Origin of the sequence: Eubacterium sp. 1001713B170207_170306_E7, assembly GCF_015547515.1 — a bacterium.
Lineage (GTDB): Bacteria > Bacillota > Clostridia > Eubacteriales > Eubacteriaceae > Eubacterium.
The window spans coordinates 59,063-80,688 of sequence record NZ_JADMVE010000007.1 but is presented as its reverse complement, the minus strand read 5'-3'; the positions used below and the strand labels follow the sequence as shown (position 1 = coordinate 80,688).

Here is a 21,626-nt window from a genome sequence, read left to right as displayed (position 1 = left end):
AGAATGCAGCTGCCCTTTTCTATAAGTTGTTCTGAGTCCCCTTTTTGGCCAGTTCTTTTCTTAACGGCGCCCGGTCAGCCGCTTTTTCAGGGCGTCCAGAAGCCTGCGGTGACGGTACTGAACTGTGCTGTAGCCCACCCCCAGATTTTGGGCCGCGCCCCTCAGTGTCTGCCCCTGCCCGTAAACAGCCCTCAGCAGAGCCAGCTCCTCGGGCGTCAGCTCACCCAGAGCCTCTGATAAAGCCGCCAGCTCCTCTCCGTGAATATAATTCCCCGCTATGTCGGCTGATAAGTCTGGCAGCGTATCGAACAGGGTTCCTTCATCCTCCTCACGGCTGCTCCCCTCGCCGGAAATATCCCGTACCAGGCGGCGCCAGCATTTCCTGCGTTTGTTTTGCAGCGCCCGGTAAAGATAGGTTTTAATATAAGCGGCAAAGCCACTGCCCCGCGTGCCGTCGTAACAGCGGATGCCCTCCAGAAAAGAAAGCCGCGCGTCCTGAAGGCAATCTTCAAAGCTGTAATTCTCCGGCCTGGCCTTATCCGCCGACGCGAGCATCAGCGGACGGAACAGGCGCTCCAGGAAGGCCGTGGCCTCTCCATCCCCCTTTTGGGCGCGAAGCACCCACCGGTCAATTTCTTTGTAATCCATGGTTCTTCCCCCTTTTCAGTCATCCTCATACACGTCTGTAACCTCAAGCACAATGCCTGGGAAACGGTCCTCCACCGCAGCGCTGAGCTCGTTAAACAAATCCTCAGCCTCCTCAGCGTCGCGGGCGTAAAAGCCCGCGTTCATCCGGCACGCCGCCTCGACTCTGTAGCCCCGGCGGCGGTTGATTATTTTAGGTCCTTTGCCATATCGATTCATGTCATTCCTCCATAATTTTAAAATACTATCCTTTTCCCGCCATCTGTTTTCTCTCCCGCGCTGCCCACATGGCGTTAAAGGCCGCGACATCATCCTCTGGGTAGCGGGCCTTGATTTCTGCCTTTTCCTCGTCGGTAAGAGGAGGAAGCAGATTAAAGCCGTGGACGCTTGCGGCGTTCTCCTGATAACCATACAATGGAGAAGCCTGTTTAGTGTTTATGTTTATTAACGGGGACAGCTCGCCCACAGCTGGCGGGACAGCCGGTGCCCAGACCTGTGTCACACGGTCCTCTCTTTTGTCCCTTAACCAGATGGCCTCAAGGCTTTTATCAAAGGGCACCATACGGTAAACCCCTGCCCGCTGGCCAGCGTCCTTCTGGTACGTCACACGGCCGCGGTTAATGAGGTACCCCCTCTGTCGCAGCAGCACCCGCCGGTCTTTGATCCCTAAGAGGGGCATGGCTACCGTATTTGGCAGATTAAACTCCGCCGGCCAGTACCACACGCCCTCCGCTGTCTGGATGGCCGCCCGGTTGTTGGTGTACATGAGCAGATGCCAGTAGGCCTGGAGCAGCGGGCTCACAGGGCTGCCGGCCAGCCATCTGTAAAAGGCCAGAAGTTCGGTCAGGTAGTTCATACTCTGCTTCTTTCCTCTGCCAGCGCGCGGATAAAAAAGGCCTGGCCCGCAGGGGTGATCCTGAGCTCGGGAGACTGCTTGAGCCGGCCGCTCCTTTTCTCCACATAGTCTTTGTACACAATGGTCATGTATTTTTTATCCAAGGACTTTTGGGTGGGTAAATTACGGTTACACCGGATATTAAAACAGGCAAAGCCCCGTTCCCGAAGCCAGACGTACAGCTGGTTTCTTCCAATGTTCAGACCCTCCTGCCGCATGATCCCGGCCAGGCGGGATACAGGGATATCATCCTCTGATGCTTTGGTCTCCTCATATCTGACGCTCTTATACGCCTGCCGCTCGCAGTCGTCCTCCAGATAGATTCTGGCTTTTTTCTCATATTCTTCCTGAAGGGCTGTCAGCTGCTTTTCCAGAAAACACAGCTCAATGCGCATATCAATGTTGGACAGGCGCTCAAAGCTGCCCGAAATCCGGTCTTTCTGATTTAAGGCGCATGAAACACACCATAAGCGCAATCCTTTTTGTTCTGCCGCGGTTGTTGGGGTTGTCTGCTTACAATTCATCGTAAACCTCCTGTAAAATATAATGGTTTTATTTCAGCAAAAGCACTTTGTGCTGGCTTCTGCTGATGGTTCTATAATACAGGATATTAGGATTTTAACAGACGCGCAAACGTGTTTTTTATTATTATGAATCGAAAATTATTTTTATTTTTTGACGCCAGCGGTAGACGGTGCTTAGTTCACCGTAAAAGGGCATGGTGAGAACTGGGCGTCCACGCCGGGATTTCAGGGGTTTTTCATCCAGTTCATCGTTTTCAAACAGGTGTAAAAGAGTGCAGGACACGGTAAACAGGCTGTGGCGCATCCAGCGCCCTGCAAAGACGGGAAGCACCCGCTGGCGTCTGGCACAGCGCTCGCACTCACAGCTGCACACCCAGAGTACGTAAACCCGCCCTTCACCATCTTCGATTTCTTTTGACAGGCCATTGACCACATAGGTCTTACCACCCTTTTCCTTCAGGCGCATGGTTTTCTGCTTCAGCGGGCTCTGGCAATGGCGGCAGACCTGCTCATTATGACCGTGGTAGATCAGCTCAACCACCAATATTTTACCTTCTTCCACAAGATAACCGGTATCTACGGCCTCGAACTGATCGGGGCGGTCCTTGATGTATTGTTCCAGATTTTCCTTTTTTAAGCGTTGTATCACTGCGGCATAACCCATTTTCATTCTCCTCTTTGACATACTAACAAAAAAGACCTGCTTTCAGGCAAGCGATCACTTGTCTAAAAGCAGGTCCATATATGGTCCCCTGCGGGAAATATTCTTAATTTTGAACAGGTAGATATAGGCGGTATCAATTGGCACGGATACCGCCTGAAGGTAGAAAAAGAGACTCCGTATTTCAAGCTGTGCAAGAAATAGAGAGATTCTATATCACCGGCTAGCTGGAAATAGGCTATGCCGGGAATAGACTGCACAGGGCATGCGCTGTCACAAGAAGGTCTGGCCTTCTTTTTCAGCACATTTGAACAATTCTCGAATGAAATCATCAGATCAATTCTTGAACGTTCCTTTACGATCCCTTTGGTCATTTATATTTTTTTGACAACGGGTATTTATTTATCTGAAAAGTGCCGCATAGTTCCTTACTATGCGGCGTGCTCTGCCCTCATTCTTTTTGATCGCCCTTTTTTCGCTTTAAAATTTTTCATTTTCATCATCTCCTGGCGAATAAATGACTCGCTTAAATGCAGATAAATATCCGTTGTTGTGGCCGTCCTACTGTGGCCTAACAGAGCACTGATAACTTTTACCGCAACACCGCTTTCCATAGCGCGTGTTGCAAAGCTATGTCTCAATGAATGAAAGGTATATTCGTCAGAAATCATAAGCTGTTTTAATCTTTTTTTAAAATGCCGCTGAATGGTTCGTCCATGATAGCAATTTCCATCCTTTTTCCCGACCACAAAGGCTTCAGCCTTTTTTTGCGCTGTTGTCCGCTTCTGAAAATACTCTTGCAAACATTTAGAAAAATTGGATTCCAAAGGAATTTTTCTCTGGCTATTCTGCGTTTTTGGTGTTCCCAGATGAGCGACTGTCTTATTCCCTTCTCCTGTTGATGTACGCTCCATACTATGCTTAATAATTACTACATTGTCATAAAAATGTATATCCTGCCAACGTAGCGCTATCACCTCAGATAACCGCAAACCTAAATTCAAAGCCAGCAATATGGCAATATCCAATGAGTTCGAGCTTTGGCCTAAAGCATTCTCTAATTTTTCCTGTTCCTCTACACTTAACGCTTTTGCCTTCGCCTTTTCTTTTTGAGGTAAAATGATTTTTTCGCAGGGGTTTTTTTCTAACGTTTTATTTTCTATTGCCAGTTCAAACACAGCCCGCAAACAGCGGTGAATCTCATGAACGGTTTTTGGGCTGAGTTCCTTTTGTATATTATTAATAAGTAATTGAACTGCTTCATCTGAAACGGCCTTAGCTGGCATCTCACCAAATGCCGGACGCAAATATCCATTTATTAATTGTTCATAGGTTCTTTTTGTCTGTGCCTTTAAATACCTTTTGCTTTTTAACCATTTGTCAAATAATGTGTTCATTGTTACCGTCCCTACGAAAAAATTTATAAATTTTTTTATTCTTTTCATCTTGAACTCCTTAATTTTATTAAATTTGTTATATTTCATTTTATGCTAGCATTTAATTCCTTTTCATGCTATAATAAAACTAAATAAAAAGCATGGCACATAGTAAGGAACTATGCGCCATGCTTTTTATTTAAACTCGTGTTTTACTCATCTGTTTTTATATGTATGCCCGATGCTCATGATACTCCCGTATAATCTTAAGTACTTCAGGGTAGCGCTTTTCGGGGACCGGCAGAGCGCTGCCATCGTACATATTTATTTCGCGGTACTGCACGTTTAACACATAATCCAGATTAATGATATAGCTGCGGTGGATCCTGATAAACTGCTCTGGCAGCTCTGCTTCAATTTCGCCGATGGGCACCCGGATATTGATGGCTTTGTCCACACATTGCAGTTTACTTTTACGGTGCCCGGCTTCGATGTAGATGATCTGGTTGATATCCACAAAATACTCTTCTTTATTCAGCCCGGTAAAGCAGACCTTTTTTTCTTTGCCGATTTTTTCCTGAATCAATTTCTGCATATACTCGTAATTCTCGTGTCCTGCTTTAAAGGGAAAGTATTTTTCATCGTCGCTCAGCAGATTATCGGCAGTATTGGATACATGGATATGGATGGCCCGCAGTCTGCCCTCCTGCCTGCGGTACACAAAGGTGCAGCGCTGTTCGGCCAGCATGGTATAATTTTGGACACCTTCGTTATAGACAGTGTACTTCCCGCTGACAACGCAGCCGTCTTCACTTTCCCCAACAAGCTCATAAACGTCGTCTTTGATCTGAAAAGGAATCCCCTGTTCAATCTCCAGTATTTTTTTAAAGTTATCCAAACCGTTAATAAACTGGCTTTTAAGCGGACCGATCCACATAATATCTTCTGCCATCTGCTCAATCACAAAATCCAGATCTCGTTCGTAATGCTTTCGCATAATCATGCGCGTCAGCTCCACGGCATCCTGTTTCATCTTCTTTTTCCTTTTCCGGCAGTGTTTTCCAGGGCACTGTCTGTTTTAAAGTATTGGTTATATTATATCATTTCAGTCCAACATAAAAAACACCTTTCGTCACGACTTTTGGCGGTTTACATTATCGTGGATTTTAACGCTTTCCTGCTTTTCAGACTAAAAGAGACCGCCGTAGCCGACAGTCTCTGAAAATTTCGTTGGTGATGGGCTTAAAATGATGTCCAGCCGCCATCAGTGGCGACAATTTCCCCGGTCATATGGCTTGCGTCGTCGGACGCTAAAAACAGAATGGAGGCGGCCTGTTCTTCTGCCAGCGCTTCACGCCTGAGCATGGATTCGGTTTTCTGGCCTGCCATAGACTGGCTATCTTGCTCCGAGGCGCCGCTTGCCTGGGCTTCTTTCTGTTTTTGTATGACAAATTCATAGGCTTCCTTTACCATCGGCGTATCCGTCCCTGCTGGATTGACGGAATTGACGCGGATACCGAAGCCGGCATAATCCAACGCCAGATTTTTGGTCAATCCATTGACTGCGTGTTTGGATGCCACATAGGCCGGGTTTCCCGGTAAACCGGTCAGGCCAGCGATGGAGGCGTTATTAACAATCGCGCCGCCCTTTCCCTGTCTCATGAACTGTTGAAGCTCGTATTTACAGCTGTAAAAAACGGAATAGAAATTATTGGCCATGGTGTAATCCATCTGTTGCTTTGTGAGCGCGTGCACAGGGTCTGGATTCCCCATCACGCCGGCATTGTTGATGGCGATATTGATCTGACCATAGATTCTCACGGCTTCATTTACCATTTTCTGCGCATTTTCTTCGACCGATAAATCCAGACAAAGAAAAACCGCTTCGCCGCCGTCTGCCTTTATGGCGGCCAGCACTTCACTGCCTTCTCTTTCAAGACGGTCTGCCAGAACCAGCTTCGCGCCTTCTTTGGCCGCTCTTATGGCTGTCGCCCTGCCAATGCCCCGCGCCGCGCCTGTCAGCACAATGACCTGATTGTTAAAACGTTCCGGAAATATTTTCTTCATGATGGACTCCTTTATAAATCATTCTTTTAGCTCTATTATAACCTGATTTTGACCGGGCATTTTTCAAATTTTTGTCAAGATTTATCCTGCGGCAACGGTAAGGGCTCTCACCGTAATCGAAAAAAGCTGCCGATCAGCACCTGTGTGCGGATACGGCAGCTTTTTAATATTTATTTAACTTTCCAAACCCGTTTTTCATAATCCTCGATGGATCGGTCGCTTGAGAAAATACCGGAGTGGGCAATATTGATGGTGGACATTTTCTGCCATTGCTTCTGGTCTCTATAGACATTGCTGGCAATGTCCTGGATATCGACATAAGGGGCAAAATCTTTCAGAACAAAGTAGGTGTCGTTATGAAGCAGCAGTGAGTCATAAATCATCTGGAAGCCCGCGCTTTCGCCAAAGAAGCCATTGATCAGCTGTCCGAGGATCTCCTGCAGGCGTGAATCGGACTCGTAAACTTCCAATGAGCGGTAGCCGCCGTGGGTATTGTAATTGTACACTTCTGTATCGGACAAACCAAAGGTAAAGATATTGTCCATTCCCACTGCCTCGGCGATTTCGACATTGGCGCCGTCCATGGTACCCAGCGTCAGCGCGCCGTTCATCATGAATTTCATATTACCGGTACCGGAGGCTTCTTTACCGGCGGTTGAGATCTGTTCTGAAATTTCGGCAGCCGGATAAATAATTTCGGCAACGGATACGTTAAAGTTTGGTACAAAAACCACCTTGAGCTTGTCCTTGACCAGCGGGTCGTTATTGACACGGTCTGCAACCACGTTGATCAGGCGGATAACTTCCTTCGCATACACATAGGATGGCGCTGCCTTACCCGCAAATATATAGGTTTTGGGCACCATATCGGCATTCGGATTAGAGCGCAGCTGGTTGTAGGTCAGAATAACGTGCAGAATGTTTAACAGCTGGCGTTTGTATTCATGGATACGCTTGACCTGTACGTCGAAAATGGAATCTGGATTCAGGATAATGCCCTGGGTTTCCTTGATATATTTCGCCAGACGTTCCTTGTTGGCGTGCTTGATGTCTCCCAGCTTCTGACAGAAGGCCGCGTCCTCTGCGTAGGGCAGAAGCGCCTCCAGACTGCACATATTACCCGGCTTTTTCCAGTCTGTACCAATGGTATCATCCAGCAGTGTCTTGAGGCCCGGGTTGCTGCCCATCATAAACCGGCGCTGGGTTACGCCATTTGTGACCGAGGTAAAGCGTTCCGGGAACACGGCGTAAAAATCTTTGAAGGTTTCCTCGCGCAGGATCTTGCTGTGCAGCTCTGCCACACCGTTGACAGAATGGCTGCCAATGATGGCCAGATGTGCCATGTGAACCTGTCCGTCCTTTAAGATCGCCATGCTGTAGTTGCGGTCTACCTGATCTGGATAGAACCAGTTCATATCGTTAATAAAACGGCGGTTGATTTCTTCGATGATCTGGTAAACACGGGGCAGCAGCTTCTGCACCATGTCGATGGGCCATTTTTCCAGCGCTTCGGGCAGCACGGTATGGTTGGTAAAGCTGATGGATTTGATGGTCATATTCCAGGCAACATCCCAGTCATAGCCTTCCTCGTCCACTAAAATCCGCATGAGCTCCGGCACACAGAGCGCCGGGTGTGTGTCGTTAATATGGATACAGATTTTATCCGGGAAGCCGTCCATTGAGCCGTGATTGTGTTTTTTATAACGGCGTACGATCCGCTTGAGGCCTGCGCACACAAAAAAGTATTCCTGCTTCAGGCGCAGCAGCTTGCCCTCGAAGCCGTGGTCGCTTGGGTACAGGATCTGGCTGATGGATTCCGCCTCTGATTTACGCTGCATGGCTTTGAGAAAATGCCCCTGATTAAAGGTAGACAGGTCAAAGTCTTCCACAGGTTTGGCACTCCATAGGCGCAGTGAATTGACCGTATCGTTCCGGTAGCCCTTTACTGGAATATCATAGGGAACTGCCAGAACCGGATCGTAATTTTCATGGATAAACTGCATCTTTCCGTTTACTTCCTCTGCGCGCACATCCCCGTTGTATTTAACCACAACGGCCTTGTCCGGTTTTACAATTTCAAAAGGATAGCCATTTTTGAGCCAGATATCCGCCACCTCTACCTGCTCATTGTTAATGATTTTCTGTTCGAAAAGACCGTATTTATAGCGGATGCCATTGCCGTGGCCCGGGAAGCCAAGCGCTGCCGTAGAGTCCAGGAAACAGGCCATTAAACGGCCAAGGCCGCCGTTGCCCAGCGCCGGGTCATGCTCCTCGGCCTGTAGGGCTTCGTAATCAACGCCCAGCTCGTCCAGAGTTTCCTCGACCATGTTATCCCAGCCCAGATTATTGACGTAGGCTTTCAGCAGACGGCCAATCAGAAACTCGATGGAGAAAAAGTAGATCTGTTTTTCCTCCATTTTGTGCAGGCGGCTGTTGTTTACAGCCCACTCGGCTGTGATTTCTTCCATCACCAGCTCTGCCAGCGCTTCGTACTGGTTTCTGGTGGTGGACTCGCTGAAGTCTTCGCCGGAGACTTCTTCTACTTTTTTTATGAAGGCCTTTTTAAAGGCGTCCTTTGTCTTTACTTGATGCTTTGTATTTTTATTTGTAATTGCCATTTTATTGATTTCCTTTCAGCATTAATAACCAACTTTTTCGTTCTATTTCCATCTTAACGTTAATATCTGATTTTTTCAACCTTTCTGCCCAAAATAACTGCATAGATAACGGTATCAACTTTTATATCTAAAGAACTTCTTTCTTTTATTTAAGAAAAGAGCTCTGGTTGTTTCTTTTAACGCCGTGTCCGTGTACTTTCTAGATTTTTCGCGGTTCTTCTGCGCATTTTGCACAGCTCTTTCTGGTTTTCGAGCTTTTCACTGATGCTGACGCTGACTGCTGTTCCGCCTTCCAACAGGCCGGCGCCGCTGTAATTATTAACCAGCACCTCACTGCCCTCTACGCCAATGGTGTGCGGTCCGTCCACAAGGCCTGTCAGCCGCAGCGTGCTGTCTTTTCCCAGAACGGTCTGGAATGAGACTGTCCCATCAATGCAGCAGACCACCTGTCGGCCCGGAGCCGGGCGATTGTTTTGGGTAACGTGGACAGACGCATCATAGGGCTTTGGCTCGTATACTCCCACTGTACGAATGCGGCTGATGGAGGGCCACCGCTCCACTATGCCTTTTTCCTTTGTCATTTTGGTGAGATAAGCTCTGAATACCTCCTCCAGAACACCGGCGTCGCCAAGCTCAGGAAGGTTCATGAGCATGGTGTAGCCATCGCCGCCGTTAATCTTTGCTTCGTCAATGGCCAGAATCACTGGCGTTTTGTGATCCTCCCGGTCCAGTGGCTGTCCGTCGTCCGGCGTTACCGACAATACGCGCCTGCCCACAGGCCGGTCAGGACTGTACACCATGCGAATACCGGAAATCTAGGGGAAGCCGCCGCCAGCTCCAATGATTCTGCCAGTCTCCGGGTTCTGTCCCCTGACGCGGCTCACGCCATTTTCCAATGCCTGATACAGGATTTTTGGCGTTGCCTCCCGGAAATAGATCCGGTTGCCAAAGGGCAGCACATCCAGGCAGTCTCCGGCGGTTATCTGTCCCGGGTGAAGGCTGGCACGGATGCCGCCGCCGTTGTGCAGCGCAATGACCGGCACCGCTTCAAAAATACAGCTGCCGGTCATCTGGTTTTTAAAGCGTTCCCTGGCCGCGTCTGCCATGGCGTCGGTTATCACATCTCCCAGATTGGTCTCGGCAATCCGGGCTTCATTGATCCCGTTGACTGTACCGCCCCACAGGGTTGTCCGGATCTGTGCCACCACAGGCGACAGCTTGGCCGCGTAGCCATTTACCAGCCTGTCTGCCAGTCGGGCCACCTTTTTGTCTGGCCTGCAGCTTTTTCTGACAGTCTCCGCCTCTAAAAAGACCCCGCTCGTCTCATGTGTTTCGGGATCAATGGTGATCTTCCCGATCCGTTGGGCGCCGCTTCCGCTTTGCTGTAAAAGAATGCCGTTGATCCTCTTTTCCTCAAATACGGAGTGGCTGTGCCCGTCGATGATGATGTCAAGCCCGCTGTTTTCTCCCAGGGCTTCAGCAAGCCCGACGCTCTGGTTCTCCGGCGCGCTGCCGGGGTCTATTCCAAGATGGGCCAGACAGATAATAATATCTGCGCCCAGCTCCTTTAATTTCTTAATGGTCTCCCGGCTGATGTGCAGAGGGCTTTTAAAACGGATTCCCCGCATTTCCTTCGGTTCTTCCTGTCCTGCCCCGTTGGCTGTTTCCGGCGTCGTCAAGCCAAAGATACCAATGGTGATTCCCTGCCTTTTTAGTAAAGTATAGGCGCCATTGTTGATTTTATGACCGCGGCTGTAAGCCTCTCCGGCCAGCAATGTTTTTTTGTCCCGAAAGCTGTTGGCCGAAAGAATGGGAAAATCGGCGCGGCGCGCGTTTGCGACCAGTGTGTCAAAGCCATAGCCAAATTCATGGTTTCCGGCGGCCATGGCGTCATAGCCGGCTGCGTTCATCAGCGTAATAACATCTCTGCCCTTGCTCAGGGCTGCCAGCGCACTGCCCTGTATGGCATCGCCGGCATCCAGCAAAAGGGCATCCTTATAGTATTTTTTAAGGGCTGCGGTATAGTCTGCACCGATAACCCCGGGGCTGCTTACCAGCGCGCCGTGCAGGTCATTGGTGGTTAAAATAATCAGGCTTTTTCTGGGTTTCATCGGACTGTCTTCTTTCCTGTAAAGTTTAATGGCATTATATCACTCTTTTAATGTACCCTGGTAATTCCTCTGTTAACCCTTTGTAAATTTTCACCCTGAAACAAAAAAAGCAGGACGGGTGGCTGCCCCTGTCCTGCTTTTTTCCGAAGCTTTGCTGCTTCGCTCACATTTTATCATCCGAATAAAGATATAGCCGTACAGAAAAGAAATCCGAGGTAGGTAGGTAATGAGAGATTGGAAAAGTGAACTTTCCTGTACGGCAATACAATCTCACTTTTATTATAATCGCTATTTTCCCGGTCAGCAAGTCCTCTGTATCCAATAACGGCTCCGGGGTACCGAAAACTTTTTTCCTTAAGGTTTTGGGCTATTCTCCGCTGTTCCGAAGCTCCTCTGCCATTTGATTGAGCTTTTTCAAACGGTGGTATACGCCGGATTTTCCTACCGGGGGATCCATTTTTTCTCCCAGCTCTTTAATTGTCAGCTCTGGATAGTTCAACCGGACCTCTGCCATCTCAAAGAGGTTTTTGGGCAGCTTATGCAGCCCGGTCTTTTCCTTGATCAAGAGAATGTTGTCAATCTGCTCGTAGGCGGCCGCAGCGGTTTTGTTCATATTAGCGGTTTCACAATTGACCTGGCGGTTGACGCCATTTCGCATTTCTTTAATAATGCGGATATTTTCAATTTCCAGCAAAGCTTTGTGGGCACCGATGACATTTAAAAATCCGGCGACACTCTCGCTCTCCTTCATATAGAGAACACAGCTTCCCTTTCTTGTGATCAGGCTCGCCTTGATATCGTACTGCTCCAAAAGCTCCCGGATACTGTTCAGATAGGTTTTCTGGCGGCATACCAGCTCCAGGTGATAGGTCTTCTCAGGATTTGAGATGGACCCACAGGCCAAGAACACCCCCCGGATATAGCTTTTCATGTAGCGCTGCTTTGACAAAAAAAGGCCGGGTACCTCATTGGTAAAGAAAATCTGTCCTTTGGCATTATGCCTGAGGATACGCGTATCCTTTAACACCCGCTGAACCGTGTCATTTTCTTCAAGTCCAACGGTATAATAGCGGTGTTCCTTAAATTTCCTGGTCTTTCTGATAAATACCTCTGGCGCAACGCTATAAAGCCTTTTCATCAGCTTAAAAATCCGCCCTGCCACAGCTGGGTTTTCGGTCTTGAAGCTCAGGGACATCCGGGATTTTTCTCCGACCTCAATCACCGCCGTGGAAGCGATCATACCGGACAGCTCCGCCCGGGCGCAGCCATCGGACTCAGGCTCCAAAGCGCTGAGGTCTTTTTTAATCATTGATGAAAAACTCACGCAAATCTTCCTTCCATTATTTACTGTTTACATAAGCTTCAAAAATCCGTCTTGCCAGAAGGTCCGCGTCGTGGCGGATTCTTCCGTTTTCCACGATGATAAAATCATCGGTCACGTACTGGTATTCCGGCAGCATCTCGCCGATTGCCACTTTTTCGGAGTTGTATTTTTCATACTGTCGCGCCACATAGTCGGGCAGGTCACCGCTGTTAAAAACACAGTATTGGAAAAGCCTGCGCTCTTTTATTTTCTGGTGCGCCTCAATGGCACGGACGTGGTCATACTGGGTATAGCCGTCGGTTTCCCCAGGCTGGGTCATGATATTTCCCACATAAAATTTACGCCCTCTGTTTTCCTTGATGGCCGACTCAATCCCACCCACAAGCAGATTGGGAATGACGCTTGTATAAAGGCTTCCCGGCCCGATAATGACAATATCAGCTACTTTGATGGCCTCGAGTGTTTCTTCCAAGGGCTCGATTTTATCTGGCTTAAGAAAGATTTTTTTAATCCGGCAGCTCTTCTCACAAACGGCCTTTGGTATCTGCGACTCACCCACAACGGTCTCGCCATTGTCCAGGGTAGCGTTCAACGTCATATCATCCAGGGTAACGGGCAGTACCCGCCCTTTGATCTGGAGAACGTCTGAGGTGCGCCGGACCGCGTCGTAAAAGTCATTGCTGATGCCATTCATGGCCGCCAGGAACAGATTTCCAAAATTGTGTCCCTCCAGCCCGCCTTCGGTAAAGCGGTAATTGAACAGGGACTGCATAACATTCTCATCGTCAGCCAGCGCCAGAATACAGTTCCTTATATCGCCTGGCGGCAAAATGCCCAGATCCTGCCGCAGCATTCCGGAGCTTCCGCCATCGTCTCCCACGGTTACAATGGCCGTGAGACGGTTGGTATACTTTTTCAGGCCTCTCAGAATAACGGACAGGCCCGTCCCGCCGCCCAGTGCAACCACCTTGGGGTTACGGACGGTGACGATATCCTTCAGGGTAAACTCCCTGATATATTCTTTCATTTCCATGGTATTTTTCTCCTAACAACCTGGTAAGGCTTTTAATTGGCTTCCCGGTCCTTCGTGATGTCGCGGTGGCTGATCTTGGTCAGATAGCCTTTTTTCCGGAAAGCCTCCTCGACAAGGTAGGCAAAGGTGACCGAGCGGTGCTGTCCACCCGTGCAGCCGAAGGCAACCTCCAGATGCTCCTTCCCGACCTTTCTGTACTGGGGAATGACGAATTCGATCAGATCTTCGACCTTTTTATAAAATTCGCGCGCTTCCTCAAAGGACATGACATAATCGCGTACTTCCTGGTCTTCACCGGTTTTGCTGCGGAGTTCTTTTTTATAAAATGGATTGGGGAGAAAGCGGACGTCGAAAACGAAATCCGCACTCATGGGCAGTCCATATTTGAAACCAAAGGAGGCAATATTGACCTGTGTAAAGGCTTCGCTGCTCTCTGACTGCAAAATTTTTTCTAGTGTTGCCTTCAGCTCCTTATTGCTCATGTCGGTCGTATTGATCACGTAGTCGGCTTCCTGCCTGAAGGTGCTCATTTTTTCTCTTTCCAGCCTGATGGACTCGGAAAGGCTCCCGGCAATGCCTGTCAGGGGATGTTTTCTCCTTGATTCCTGATAGCGGGTGATCAGCGTCTCATCATCGGCTTCCAGAAACAGCATTTCAATGTCCTTGCTGCCGCCCTTAAAATTGATAAGGGAGTTCTGAAAGGCCTCTGAGAAAATATCCCCGCGGATATCGGTTACCAGCGCCAGCTTCTCAATCTCGGCGCCGGTATTCTCACACAGCTCGATAAAGGTTTTAATCAGTTTTGGCGGAAGATTATCGACACAAAAATAGCCCAGATCTTCTAAAATCTGTATGGCCTGTGATTTTCCTGCTCCTGATAAACCTGTGACGATAATAGTTTTCATAGTTTCTCCCTTAAGTAGTGTTATGCTTCAATATTGACAATGCGCTCACAGGGAACACCGGCTTCTTTTATGATGGCCTCTGCTGACTGTACCTGCCCCAGCGCCTGGATACTGTGGGCATCGCTGTTGACTGCAAACCGCACATTATACTTTAAGGCAATTTTGAGCTCCTCGCTGTTCAGGTGGCTGTGTCTTGGGTTAATCTCAAGGATCACGCCCTTTTCAGCGGCTTTCTTGGCAATGGGCTCAATATCTACCGGCAGCTTGTCGCCCGGGTGGGTTATCATCTTAAGCGCATAACGATCCATCATTTTCAGATAGGCGCCGGTATTAATTCGCCGCGTTTTTTCCTTCATAAACGGGAATACTACGGTCAGATAATTTCGGATGGCGAAGCGAAAAACGTCTTTTATGCTGGCTGGTATGTAACCGTAATGGTACCCGGCATAGATCCAGTCGCAGTACTGCCGTTCTTCTTTTCCGATATCAATGCTGCCGTCGGCTCCGGTGATATTGGATTCCACCGAAAGGTAAATCTCAATATCGTCGTACTTTTCATTAAGCGCGTCAATTTCCCGGCGCATTTTCTCGAAATTCTTTTTACGCACCCCAAACATGGGATGGCTCCTGCCATGATCTGAAATTACGATCGCCCTGAGGCCAAGTGCACGCGCCTGCTCTACCATTTCCTCAATGGTGTTCTTGCCATGGCTGTAGGTAGTATGGGTGTGCATATCGCAGAGTAGTTTCATTATTCTCCTATCATGATTACTTCGGTGCGCATATCCACACCAAAGTCCTGTTTTACTTTCTTTTGAATAGTCTGAATCAGGGTGATGATGTCATCAGCAGTGGCGTTATCTTTATTGATGACAAAGCCGCTGTGCTTTTCGGATACCTGTGCCCCGCCTACGCAGTAGCCCTTGAAGCCACAGTCCTGAACCAGTTTTCCGGCAAAATATCCCTCGGGACGTCTGAAGGTGCTGCCCGCGCTGGGGTATTCCAGTGGCTGCTTGTTTCTTCTGCGCGCGTTCAGGTCGTCCATCTTTGCCTTAATGGTATTGTAATCCCCTTTTCTTAACAACAGATTTACACCTGTGACAAACCAGGGATTTTCCTGTACAATGCTCTTTCGGTAGCCCATACGGCAATTTTCAATGGGCAGCTCCAAAATATCGCCGTTCTCTGTCACAACTTCGATGGAGTGGATGATATCCTTCATTTCTCCGTCATAGGCGCCAGCATTCATAACGACGGCCCCACCCAGTGACCCGGGGATTCCAGAGGCAAACTCCATACCTGTTAGGCTGGCCTCAAGGGCCGCTTCGGCCACGTCCTTGAGCAATGATCCCGGCTCTGCGCTGATGCCGCTATCCTCTACTGCAATTCTGCAGAGCTGACGGGTTTTTATCATGACGCCGCGGTAGCCTTTATCTCTCACCAGAAGATTGGTTCCATTGCCCATGACATAAAACGGAACATTGTTTTTACGGCAACAGGCTAACACCTTCACAAATTCCTCACAGCTCTCCGGCACCACCAGAAAATCCGCTGGTCCTCCTACTTTAAAGGAAATATGATTTTTCATGGGCTCATCGCATAAAATCCTTTCTGATGCAATGACGTCCATTAGTTTATTCTTGATCATTTCTTTATTCATTCTCTTACTCGTTCCTTCCAAAGGGTATCCGTATTATTATACCATACTAAAGCCGTCGATAACATTAAAAAAGCCAATCCTTTTAACAGGATTGGCTTTTTTTTCTCTGATTTACAAGAACGTTTTTGGAATAACGCTACTCTTCACTTCCTCTGTATAAGGAATCGGGTTAACGGCGATACCGCCTTCATTCCGAATCAGCAGCTCTGGATTGCGGCACATGATCCGGTCCCATTCCTCTTCTCCGACAAGGGCAATGCCTGCGGCTCTGGCCTCAGGATAACGTTCGTAGCCTTCTACCTGGTGGGCGTCGCTCCCCATAAGCTGCACCATCCGGTGCTTGAGTAAAATCTCAAGGGTATGTCTGGACGGCTCACCGTAATAGCTAATAAGACTCAGGTAGTTGCACTGGATCAGCGCACCGCTTTTCATAAAGTCCAGCAGCACATTGGGGTCGTCTTGGACAAAATCATAGCGCTCCGGGTGGGCTAAAATGGCCTTATAGCCCTTTTCCTTAAGCTTCTGCATAAAATTCTGCACACCGATGGCGGTGCCGCCGTGCCGGATTGTCTCTACAAGAAACCACGGGGTATCGGCCAGGGTCGTAAATTCTTCTTTGTCGATTAAATCGACCAGCTTATATTCATATAAGAGCTCGCTTCCTAAATATAAATCCAGCTCCAGCCCCAGACGGTCCAGTATTTTTTTCAGGATTTCACAGCGTCTGCTGTTCTCCACTGCAGGTGAGGTAAAGTTCTGATAACACATGTAATGCGGTGTTAAGACAACGCCTGAAAAGCCTACCTCTTTTGCCTTAAGGAGCATCTCCACACTGTCCTCAATGCTCTGAGCACCATCGTCCACGCCATATAGTACGTGATTATGCATATCAATCATTTTATCGTCCCCCTGTGTTTCGCTAACCCTATTATATAAGAATTTACAGATATTCGCAATGAAAACTTAAAGGTCTTCGGGCTGCGGCACCTTATGCCCTGCTATTGCGCCCCGGCGCAGGCCGCTGTGTACACGGCCTCAGCACCTGCCAGCTTCAGCATTTCTGCGCACTCCCGCAGGGTAGAGCCCGTCGTGTTGACGTCATCGACCAGCAGTATGGTCTTTCCGGCCACAGCCTTTTTCTCTGTGACGCCAAAGGCGCCGGTCAGATTAACCAGGCGTTCCTCGCGGCCCAGGCCGATTTGATGGGGCGTATCGTAAAGGCGCTTCAGGACGTTTCTCTCATAGGGCAGCTTCAGCGCGGCTGCCAGCCCCTCGGCCAGACAGTCGCTCTGATTATAGCCGCGCTCCTCCAGACGTTTTTCGTGCAGGGGCACGGCGGCCACCAGTTCCAGCTCCTCTGACCAGTCCCTTTCCTTTACGGCGCCAGCCATCTGCCGGCCAATCCAGACGCCGAGCTGGGGTAAATGCCCGAACTTCAGGCTGTGCACCAGCTTTTTACCCGAGCCGCTGTAGTGCAGCCAAACGGCACCGCCGTCCAGCACCGGGTTCTCCAGCGGGCCGCAGTCACCGCAAAAATCCAGTCCCTTTTCGGGCAGCGGCTTTCCGCAATATCTGCAGGCAGGCATGGTTACCCTTGGCAATGACTGCTCGCAACGCTCACATAAATAGCGCTCTGTCCTGAAAAGCACCTTGCCGCACACTGGGCAGACCCCATTCGGTAAAAACAGCATTTCCCTGAGCAGCGCCCGCAGCCCCTTCTTAAAACCAGGCTCAGACATTGAGCTCTCCGTACATTTTGATCCGCTGTTTGAGCGCCGTACGCCGCTCATTGGTATCGCCAGATTTTACCATACGGTAAAAATAGTTCTGAGGACCAATGAGCATCAGCATCTTTTTGGCCCTGGTGACCGCTGTATAAAGCAGCTTGCGATTTAAAAACATGGGCGGCCCCCCCACCATCGGCATGATCACAACAGGAAACTCACTGCCCTGGCTTTTGTGGACAGTCATCGCATAGGCATGTGTCAGCTCATCGAGCTGATCAAACTCGTAAAGAACCTTTTTATCGTCAGTCAGCAGAATCTCAAAGGTTTTATTGTACTCGTCGATGCGTGTGATGTTGCCGATATCGCCGTTATAGACGCCTTCTCCTGTCTCAAAGCCGTGGATATCCTCCCACTTGAGCTTGTAGTTATTTTTGATCTGCATGACCTTGTCCCCCTCGCGGAACACCACTGTCCCAAAAGCTTTTTCCTTTTTGTAGTCCGCCGCCGGGTTCAGGACCTCCTGCAGCTCCTTATTCAGGGAAATAACGCCGAGTTTTCCTTTTTTGATGGGTGAGATCACCTGGATATCCTTCATGGCGTCAAACCCCTTTTTTTCCGGAATACGCCAGGCTACCAAATCTAAAATCGTATCCAGCACCTTGTCGGGGTCCATTGTCCGGATGAGCATAAAATCCGACTGGTTGTTGATTTCCGGCATCATCCCTTCATTGATGGCATGCGCGTTTATGGAGATCATGCTTTCCTCTGACTGCCGGTAGATACGGTCCAGACGCACCACCTTTACCACATCGCTCTCAATCAGATCCTGCAGGACATTTCCAGGCCCCACCGAGGGCAGCTGGTCGGCGTCACCGACCAGAATCAGGCGGGTGCCGGGCTTGATGGCCTCAAGCAGACTGTTGAGCAGAACAATATCGATCATGGAGGCTTCATCCAGTATGATGGCGTCGACCTCCAGCGGATTTTCCTCGTCCCTGTTGAAGGACGGAAAATCATCGTCGCCGGAATAGTCGTATTCCAGAAGCCGGTGAATGGTCTTGGCCGGCTCCCCGGTGGTTTCTGTAATGCGTTTGGCGGCCCGTCCCGTGGGCGCAGCCAGCACAGTCTTCATCCCCAGACGCTTAAAAATATACACGATGCCGTTGATGATCGTTGTTTTCCCGGTGCCTGGCCCCCCAGTGATAATGGCGATGCCATTTTCGATGGCCGTCTCGATGGCCTCAGCCTGACGGTTATCCAAGTGGATGCTCATATCCTCCTCGTAAGCGGTGATCATGGCGGGGATGTCCACCTCCTGCGTCTCAAAAACCGCATTGGCCAGACGCACCATGGACAGAGCGGCATTATCTTCTGCCTCGAAAAGGGCTGATGGGTAATAGGCCGGTTCATCATCGATGAACTCCAGGCGCACATCACCGCGGAGCGCGAGCTCCTGGAGCTGGAACTCAATGTCCTCCCTTGATACCCCGAGGATGCCCGCGCTGTATTCGATCAGGTCTTTCTCGGTCATATAGGTGTTGCCTCTTGAGTAGCAGTCCTGAAGACAAAAGCTGATGCCTGAGAGAATTCTCTTTGGATTCTGGGATTCAAAACCAAGCTGAGCGGCGATCTGGTCGGCTATTTTAAAGCCAATACCACGCACATCCCTGATAATCTGGTAGGGGTTGTCTAAAAGGATGCGCACCGTATCGCTCTGATAGGTTTTGTAAAGCTTCATGGCATAGGTTGAGGAAATGCCGTATTCCTGAATCTGGATCATGACGTCCCGGATTTCTTTCTGCTCGCTGTACACCTCTTTTATTTTGTCGAGCGTCTTTTTTCCAATGCCGTGGACCTCACTCAGGCGGTCCGGGCTGTTGTCCAGAATATCCAGGGTATCGGTTCCAAAATGGTTTACAATCTCGATAGCTGTCTTTTCACCAATCCCAGGAAGGAGCCCTGAGCTCAGGTAACGGATGATGCCTTCCTCAGAGGTTGGAAGGTCCAGCGCGTAGCTCTCGATCTGAAACTGCTCACCATAACTTTGGTGCTCTTTCCAGAAGCCTGTCAGCTTTAAAAACTCACCCTCCTTCAGCTCCTCAAAATTACCGACGACCGTTACCATCTGGCCGTCTACGTCAAAATCCGCTACGGTATAGCCATTTTTGTCATTATGGAAAATAATGTGATCTACTGTTCCTTTTAAGGTCTCCATAAATATCCCCTTCGCTATTGTTAAAAACATTATACACCAACGCACGCCCGTTCGCAATCATTTCACCTTTAACTTGACAACGGTTAACAGTTTATTTTCGCCTAAAAAGCTGCCCTTTCGCCTTGACAGTTTGACCGAAAAACCATATACTAAAGCTTACAACAGATCGTACTGACAAACGTACCAGAATTACATTTAATAAGCAATAGCCTCAAATATCCGTGGTTATTGCTTTTCTTGTAATTAAGTGCTGATTTATTTTATTAAAGTAAAGAAGGAGAAACTAAATCTATGGCTTTTTATTTTGAAGAACCGTCCCGTACCTTTAGCGAATACCTGCTCGTACCAGGTTATTCCTCTTCACAGTGTATGCCGGCTAATGTTAACCTGAAAACCCCTGTCGTAAAATTCAAGAAAGGTGAGGAATCTTCAATATATATGAATATTCCCATGACCTCGGCCATCATGCAGTCCGTATCCGGCGAAAAAATGGCCATCGCGCTGGCGACTGAGGGCGGCATTTCCTTTATCTACGGCTCGCAGAGCGTGGAAAACGAGGCGGCGATGATCGCCCGGGTCAAGGCCTATAAAGCCGGTTTTGTACCAAGTGATTCCAATGTAACTCCAGATGCCACCATGCAGGACATTCTGGACTTAAAGGAAAAAACAGGCCACTCCACGGTTGCCGTAACCTCTGACGGCACCGCAAACGGCAAATTCGTCGGGATTGTCACCAGCCGTGACTACCGCGTCAGCCGTATGGATCCTTCTACCAAAGTCAGAGAATTTATGACCCCGCTCGAAAAAATCATCTACGCTCCTGAGGGCACCAGCCTGAAGGAAGCCAACAACATTATCTGGGACCACAAGCTGAACACCCTGCCAATCGTGGCGGAAGATGGACGTCTCCTTTATTTTGTATTCCGCAAGGACTACTCCTCCCACAAAGAAAATCCTCTGGAGCTCTTAGACGCCCAGAAACGTTATATCGTAGGCGCCGGCATCAACACCCGTGACTACGCAGAACGTGTGCCGGCTCTGGTGGAAGCCGGAGCGGATGTTTTATGTATCGACTCCTCCGAGGGCTTCTCGGAATGGCAGAAGCTGACCATTGAATGGATCCGCGAGCACTATGGTGATTCCGTGAAAGTTGGTGCCGGAAACGTGGTTGACCGTGAAGGCTTCCGCTTCCTGGCTGAGGCAGGCGCTGATTTTATTAAGATCGGTATCGGCGGCGGCTCCATCTGTATTACGCGTGAACAGAAGGGCATCGGACGCGGCCAGGCGACTGCGGTTATCGAAGTTGCCAGAGCACGTGATGAATACTTTGAGGAAACTGGTGTTTACATTCCCATCTGCTCCGACGGCGGGATTGTCTATGACCACCATATTACCCTGGCGCTGGCCATGGGCGCAGACTTTGTCATGCTGGGACGTTATTTCTCCCGCTTTGATGAAAGCCCGACCAACAAGGTCAACATTAACGGCAGCTACATGAAGGAATACTGGGGTGAAGGCTCCAGCCGTGCCCGCAACTGGCAGCGTTATGACATGGGCGGCGACAAGAAGCTCTCCTTCGAGGAAGGCGTCGACTCCTATGTACCCTATGCCGGACCGCTGCGCGACAACGTCCGCCTGACCCTGAGCAAGGTACGCTCCACCATGTGTAACTGCGGCGCACTAAACATTCCTGAATTCCAGGAAAAGGCCAAGCTGACGCTGGTGTCCTCTACCAGTATTGTCGAGGGCGGCGCTCACGATGTTATGCTCAAGGATAACGGTATGTCGACCGTTAAATAAGACTGTCTCCAGCCGTTTATAAAAAAAGCACTTTACATTTGATTTTGTAAAGTGCTTTTTTATTA

General features: G+C 49.2%; 20 protein-coding genes. 1 reads left to right on the top strand and 19 read right to left on the bottom strand.

The features are described from left to right. Nucleotides 1-60 precede the first annotated feature (60 nt). The 19 genes from I2B62_RS16415 to I2B62_RS16325 form a co-directional block, all read right to left on the bottom strand. Nucleotides 61-648 (bottom strand): sigma-70 family RNA polymerase sigma factor, encoded by a 588-nt coding sequence (locus I2B62_RS16415; RefSeq protein WP_195270127.1) that lies wholly within the window; start codon nt 646-648, stop codon nt 61-63. A 15-nt stretch (nt 649-663) separates the two neighbouring features. Beyond that, nucleotides 664-864 carry a hypothetical protein gene (locus I2B62_RS16410; RefSeq protein WP_195270126.1) on the bottom strand — a complete coding sequence of 67 codons (201 nt, stop codon included), beginning with the start codon at nt 862-864 and terminating at the stop codon, nt 664-666. Nucleotides 865-889: 25 nt separating this feature from the next. Then, nucleotides 890-1,501: a restriction endonuclease subunit S gene (locus I2B62_RS16405; protein WP_195270125.1), complete on the bottom strand. Its 612-nt coding sequence runs from the start codon at nt 1,499-1,501 to the stop codon at nt 890-892. After that, nucleotides 1,498-2,064, bottom strand: a complete 567-nt coding sequence (locus I2B62_RS16400) for a phage antirepressor KilAC domain-containing protein (protein WP_195270124.1) — start codon at nt 2,062-2,064, stop codon at nt 1,498-1,500. Before I2B62_RS16400 ends, I2B62_RS16405 begins: the two co-directional genes overlap by 4 nt. A 124-nt stretch (nt 2,065-2,188) precedes the next feature. Next, nucleotides 2,189-2,728 (bottom strand): hypothetical protein, encoded by a 540-nt coding sequence (locus I2B62_RS16395; protein ID WP_195270123.1) that lies wholly within the window; start codon nt 2,726-2,728, stop codon nt 2,189-2,191. Between the two features lie 428 nt (nt 2,729-3,156). Then, nucleotides 3,157-4,170 carry a site-specific integrase gene (locus I2B62_RS16390; RefSeq protein WP_195270122.1) on the bottom strand — a complete coding sequence of 338 codons (1,014 nt, stop codon included), beginning with the start codon at nt 4,168-4,170 and terminating at the stop codon, nt 3,157-3,159. 157 nt (nt 4,171-4,327) lie between these two features. Further along, the gene (locus I2B62_RS16385; protein ID WP_195270121.1) at nt 4,328-5,134 is read right to left on the bottom strand and encodes a LytTR family transcriptional regulator; all 807 of its coding nucleotides are present in this window, start codon (nt 5,132-5,134) and stop codon (nt 4,328-4,330) included. Between the two features lie 209 nt (nt 5,135-5,343). Further along, the gene (locus I2B62_RS16380) at nt 5,344-6,168 is read right to left on the bottom strand and encodes an SDR family oxidoreductase (RefSeq protein WP_195270120.1); all 825 of its coding nucleotides are present in this window, start codon (nt 6,166-6,168) and stop codon (nt 5,344-5,346) included. A gap of 170 nt (nt 6,169-6,338) precedes the next feature. Beyond that, nucleotides 6,339-8,786 (bottom strand): glycogen/starch/alpha-glucan phosphorylase, encoded by a 2,448-nt coding sequence (locus I2B62_RS16375; protein ID WP_195270119.1) that lies wholly within the window; start codon nt 8,784-8,786, stop codon nt 6,339-6,341. Nucleotides 8,787-8,962: 176 nt separating this feature from the next. Further along, nucleotides 8,963-9,586, bottom strand: a complete 624-nt coding sequence (locus I2B62_RS16370; RefSeq protein ID WP_195270118.1) for a hypothetical protein — start codon at nt 9,584-9,586, stop codon at nt 8,963-8,965. 15 nt (nt 9,587-9,601) lie between these two features. Beyond that, on the bottom strand, nt 9,602-10,897 hold the full coding sequence (locus tag I2B62_RS16365; protein ID WP_195270117.1) for a bifunctional UDP-sugar hydrolase/5'-nucleotidase: 1,296 nt from the start codon (nt 10,895-10,897) through the stop codon (nt 9,602-9,604). A gap of 367 nt (nt 10,898-11,264) precedes the next feature. Next, a complete protein-coding gene (whiA, locus tag I2B62_RS16360) occupies nt 11,265-12,221 on the bottom strand; it encodes a DNA-binding protein WhiA (RefSeq protein WP_195270116.1) in 957 nt (318 codons plus the stop codon). Nucleotides 12,222-12,237: 16 nt separating this feature from the next. Then, nucleotides 12,238-13,254, bottom strand: coding sequence for a gluconeogenesis factor YvcK family protein (locus I2B62_RS16355; RefSeq protein ID WP_195270115.1), 1,017 nt, complete (start codon nt 13,252-13,254; stop codon nt 12,238-12,240). A 32-nt stretch (nt 13,255-13,286) separates the two neighbouring features. Continuing rightward, a complete protein-coding gene (gene rapZ, locus I2B62_RS16350; RefSeq protein WP_195270114.1) occupies nt 13,287-14,159 on the bottom strand; it encodes an RNase adapter RapZ in 873 nt (290 codons plus the stop codon). A gap of 20 nt (nt 14,160-14,179) precedes the next feature. Continuing rightward, nucleotides 14,180-14,911, bottom strand: a complete 732-nt coding sequence (locus tag I2B62_RS16345) for a PHP domain-containing protein (RefSeq protein WP_195270113.1) — start codon at nt 14,909-14,911, stop codon at nt 14,180-14,182. Then, nucleotides 14,911-15,819, bottom strand: coding sequence for a UDP-N-acetylmuramate dehydrogenase (gene murB, locus I2B62_RS16340; protein WP_195270112.1), 909 nt, complete (start codon nt 15,817-15,819; stop codon nt 14,911-14,913). Before murB ends, I2B62_RS16345 begins: the two co-directional genes overlap by 1 nt. A gap of 111 nt (nt 15,820-15,930) precedes the next feature. Then, nucleotides 15,931-16,716, bottom strand: a complete 786-nt coding sequence (locus I2B62_RS16335) for a CpsB/CapC family capsule biosynthesis tyrosine phosphatase (RefSeq protein ID WP_195270111.1) — start codon at nt 16,714-16,716, stop codon at nt 15,931-15,933. A 101-nt stretch (nt 16,717-16,817) separates the two neighbouring features. Then, entirely contained in the window at nt 16,818-17,558 is a 741-nt protein-coding gene (locus I2B62_RS16330; protein ID WP_195270110.1) for a ComF family protein, read from the bottom strand. After that, a complete protein-coding gene (locus I2B62_RS16325) occupies nt 17,551-19,761 on the bottom strand; it encodes an ATP-dependent RecD-like DNA helicase (protein ID WP_195270109.1) in 2,211 nt (736 codons plus the stop codon). The genes I2B62_RS16330 and I2B62_RS16325 overlap by 8 nt, the downstream gene beginning before the upstream one ends. A gap of 291 nt (nt 19,762-20,052) precedes the next feature. On the opposite strand from I2B62_RS16325, the gene I2B62_RS16320 reads away from it, so the two are divergent. Continuing rightward, complete coding sequence (locus I2B62_RS16320) at nt 20,053-21,561, top strand: IMP dehydrogenase (RefSeq protein WP_195270108.1); 1,509 nt, start codon at nt 20,053-20,055, stop codon at nt 21,559-21,561. The last annotated feature ends 65 nt before the right edge of the window (nt 21,562-21,626 follow it).

Excerpts from the sequence above, each read along its gene's own strand:
- I2B62_RS16320 (WP_195270108.1), top strand. The coding sequence starts at position 20,053 with ATGGCTTTTTATTTTGAAGAACCGTCCCGTACCTTTAGCGAATACCTG.
- I2B62_RS16390 (WP_195270122.1), bottom strand. The coding sequence starts at position 4,170 with ATGAAAAGAATAAAAAAATTTATAAATTTTTTCGTAGGGACGGTAACA.
- I2B62_RS16370 (WP_195270118.1), bottom strand. The coding sequence starts at position 9,586 with ATGGTGTACAGTCCTGACCGGCCTGTGGGCAGGCGCGTATTGTCGGTA.
- I2B62_RS16335 (WP_195270111.1), bottom strand. The coding sequence starts at position 16,716 with ATGATTGATATGCATAATCACGTACTATATGGCGTGGACGATGGTGCT.
- I2B62_RS16385 (WP_195270121.1), bottom strand. The coding sequence starts at position 5,134 with ATGAAACAGGATGCCGTGGAGCTGACGCGCATGATTATGCGAAAGCAT.
- rapZ (WP_195270114.1), bottom strand. The coding sequence starts at position 14,159 with ATGAAAACTATTATCGTCACAGGTTTATCAGGAGCAGGAAAATCACAG.
- I2B62_RS16400 (WP_195270124.1), bottom strand. The coding sequence starts at position 2,064 with ATGAATTGTAAGCAGACAACCCCAACAACCGCGGCAGAACAAAAAGGA.
- I2B62_RS16375 (WP_195270119.1), bottom strand. The coding sequence starts at position 8,786 with ATGGCAATTACAAATAAAAATACAAAGCATCAAGTAAAGACAAAGGAC.
- murB (WP_195270112.1), bottom strand. The coding sequence starts at position 15,819 with ATGAATAAAGAAATGATCAAGAATAAACTAATGGACGTCATTGCATCA.
- I2B62_RS16355 (WP_195270115.1), bottom strand. The coding sequence starts at position 13,254 with ATGGAAATGAAAGAATATATCAGGGAGTTTACCCTGAAGGATATCGTC.
- I2B62_RS16325 (WP_195270109.1), bottom strand. The coding sequence starts at position 19,761 with ATGGAGACCTTAAAAGGAACAGTAGATCACATTATTTTCCATAATGAC.
- I2B62_RS16330 (WP_195270110.1), bottom strand. The coding sequence starts at position 17,558 with ATGTCTGAGCCTGGTTTTAAGAAGGGGCTGCGGGCGCTGCTCAGGGAA.
- I2B62_RS16365 (WP_195270117.1), bottom strand. The coding sequence starts at position 10,897 with ATGAAACCCAGAAAAAGCCTGATTATTTTAACCACCAATGACCTGCAC.
- I2B62_RS16415 (WP_195270127.1), bottom strand. The coding sequence starts at position 648 with ATGGATTACAAAGAAATTGACCGGTGGGTGCTTCGCGCCCAAAAGGGG.
- I2B62_RS16345 (WP_195270113.1), bottom strand. The coding sequence starts at position 14,911 with ATGAAACTACTCTGCGATATGCACACCCATACTACCTACAGCCATGGC.
- I2B62_RS16410 (WP_195270126.1), bottom strand. The coding sequence starts at position 864 with ATGAATCGATATGGCAAAGGACCTAAAATAATCAACCGCCGCCGGGGC.
- I2B62_RS16395 (WP_195270123.1), bottom strand. The coding sequence starts at position 2,728 with ATGGGTTATGCCGCAGTGATACAACGCTTAAAAAAGGAAAATCTGGAA.
- I2B62_RS16380 (WP_195270120.1), bottom strand. The coding sequence starts at position 6,168 with ATGAAGAAAATATTTCCGGAACGTTTTAACAATCAGGTCATTGTGCTG.
- I2B62_RS16405 (WP_195270125.1), bottom strand. The coding sequence starts at position 1,501 with ATGAACTACCTGACCGAACTTCTGGCCTTTTACAGATGGCTGGCCGGC.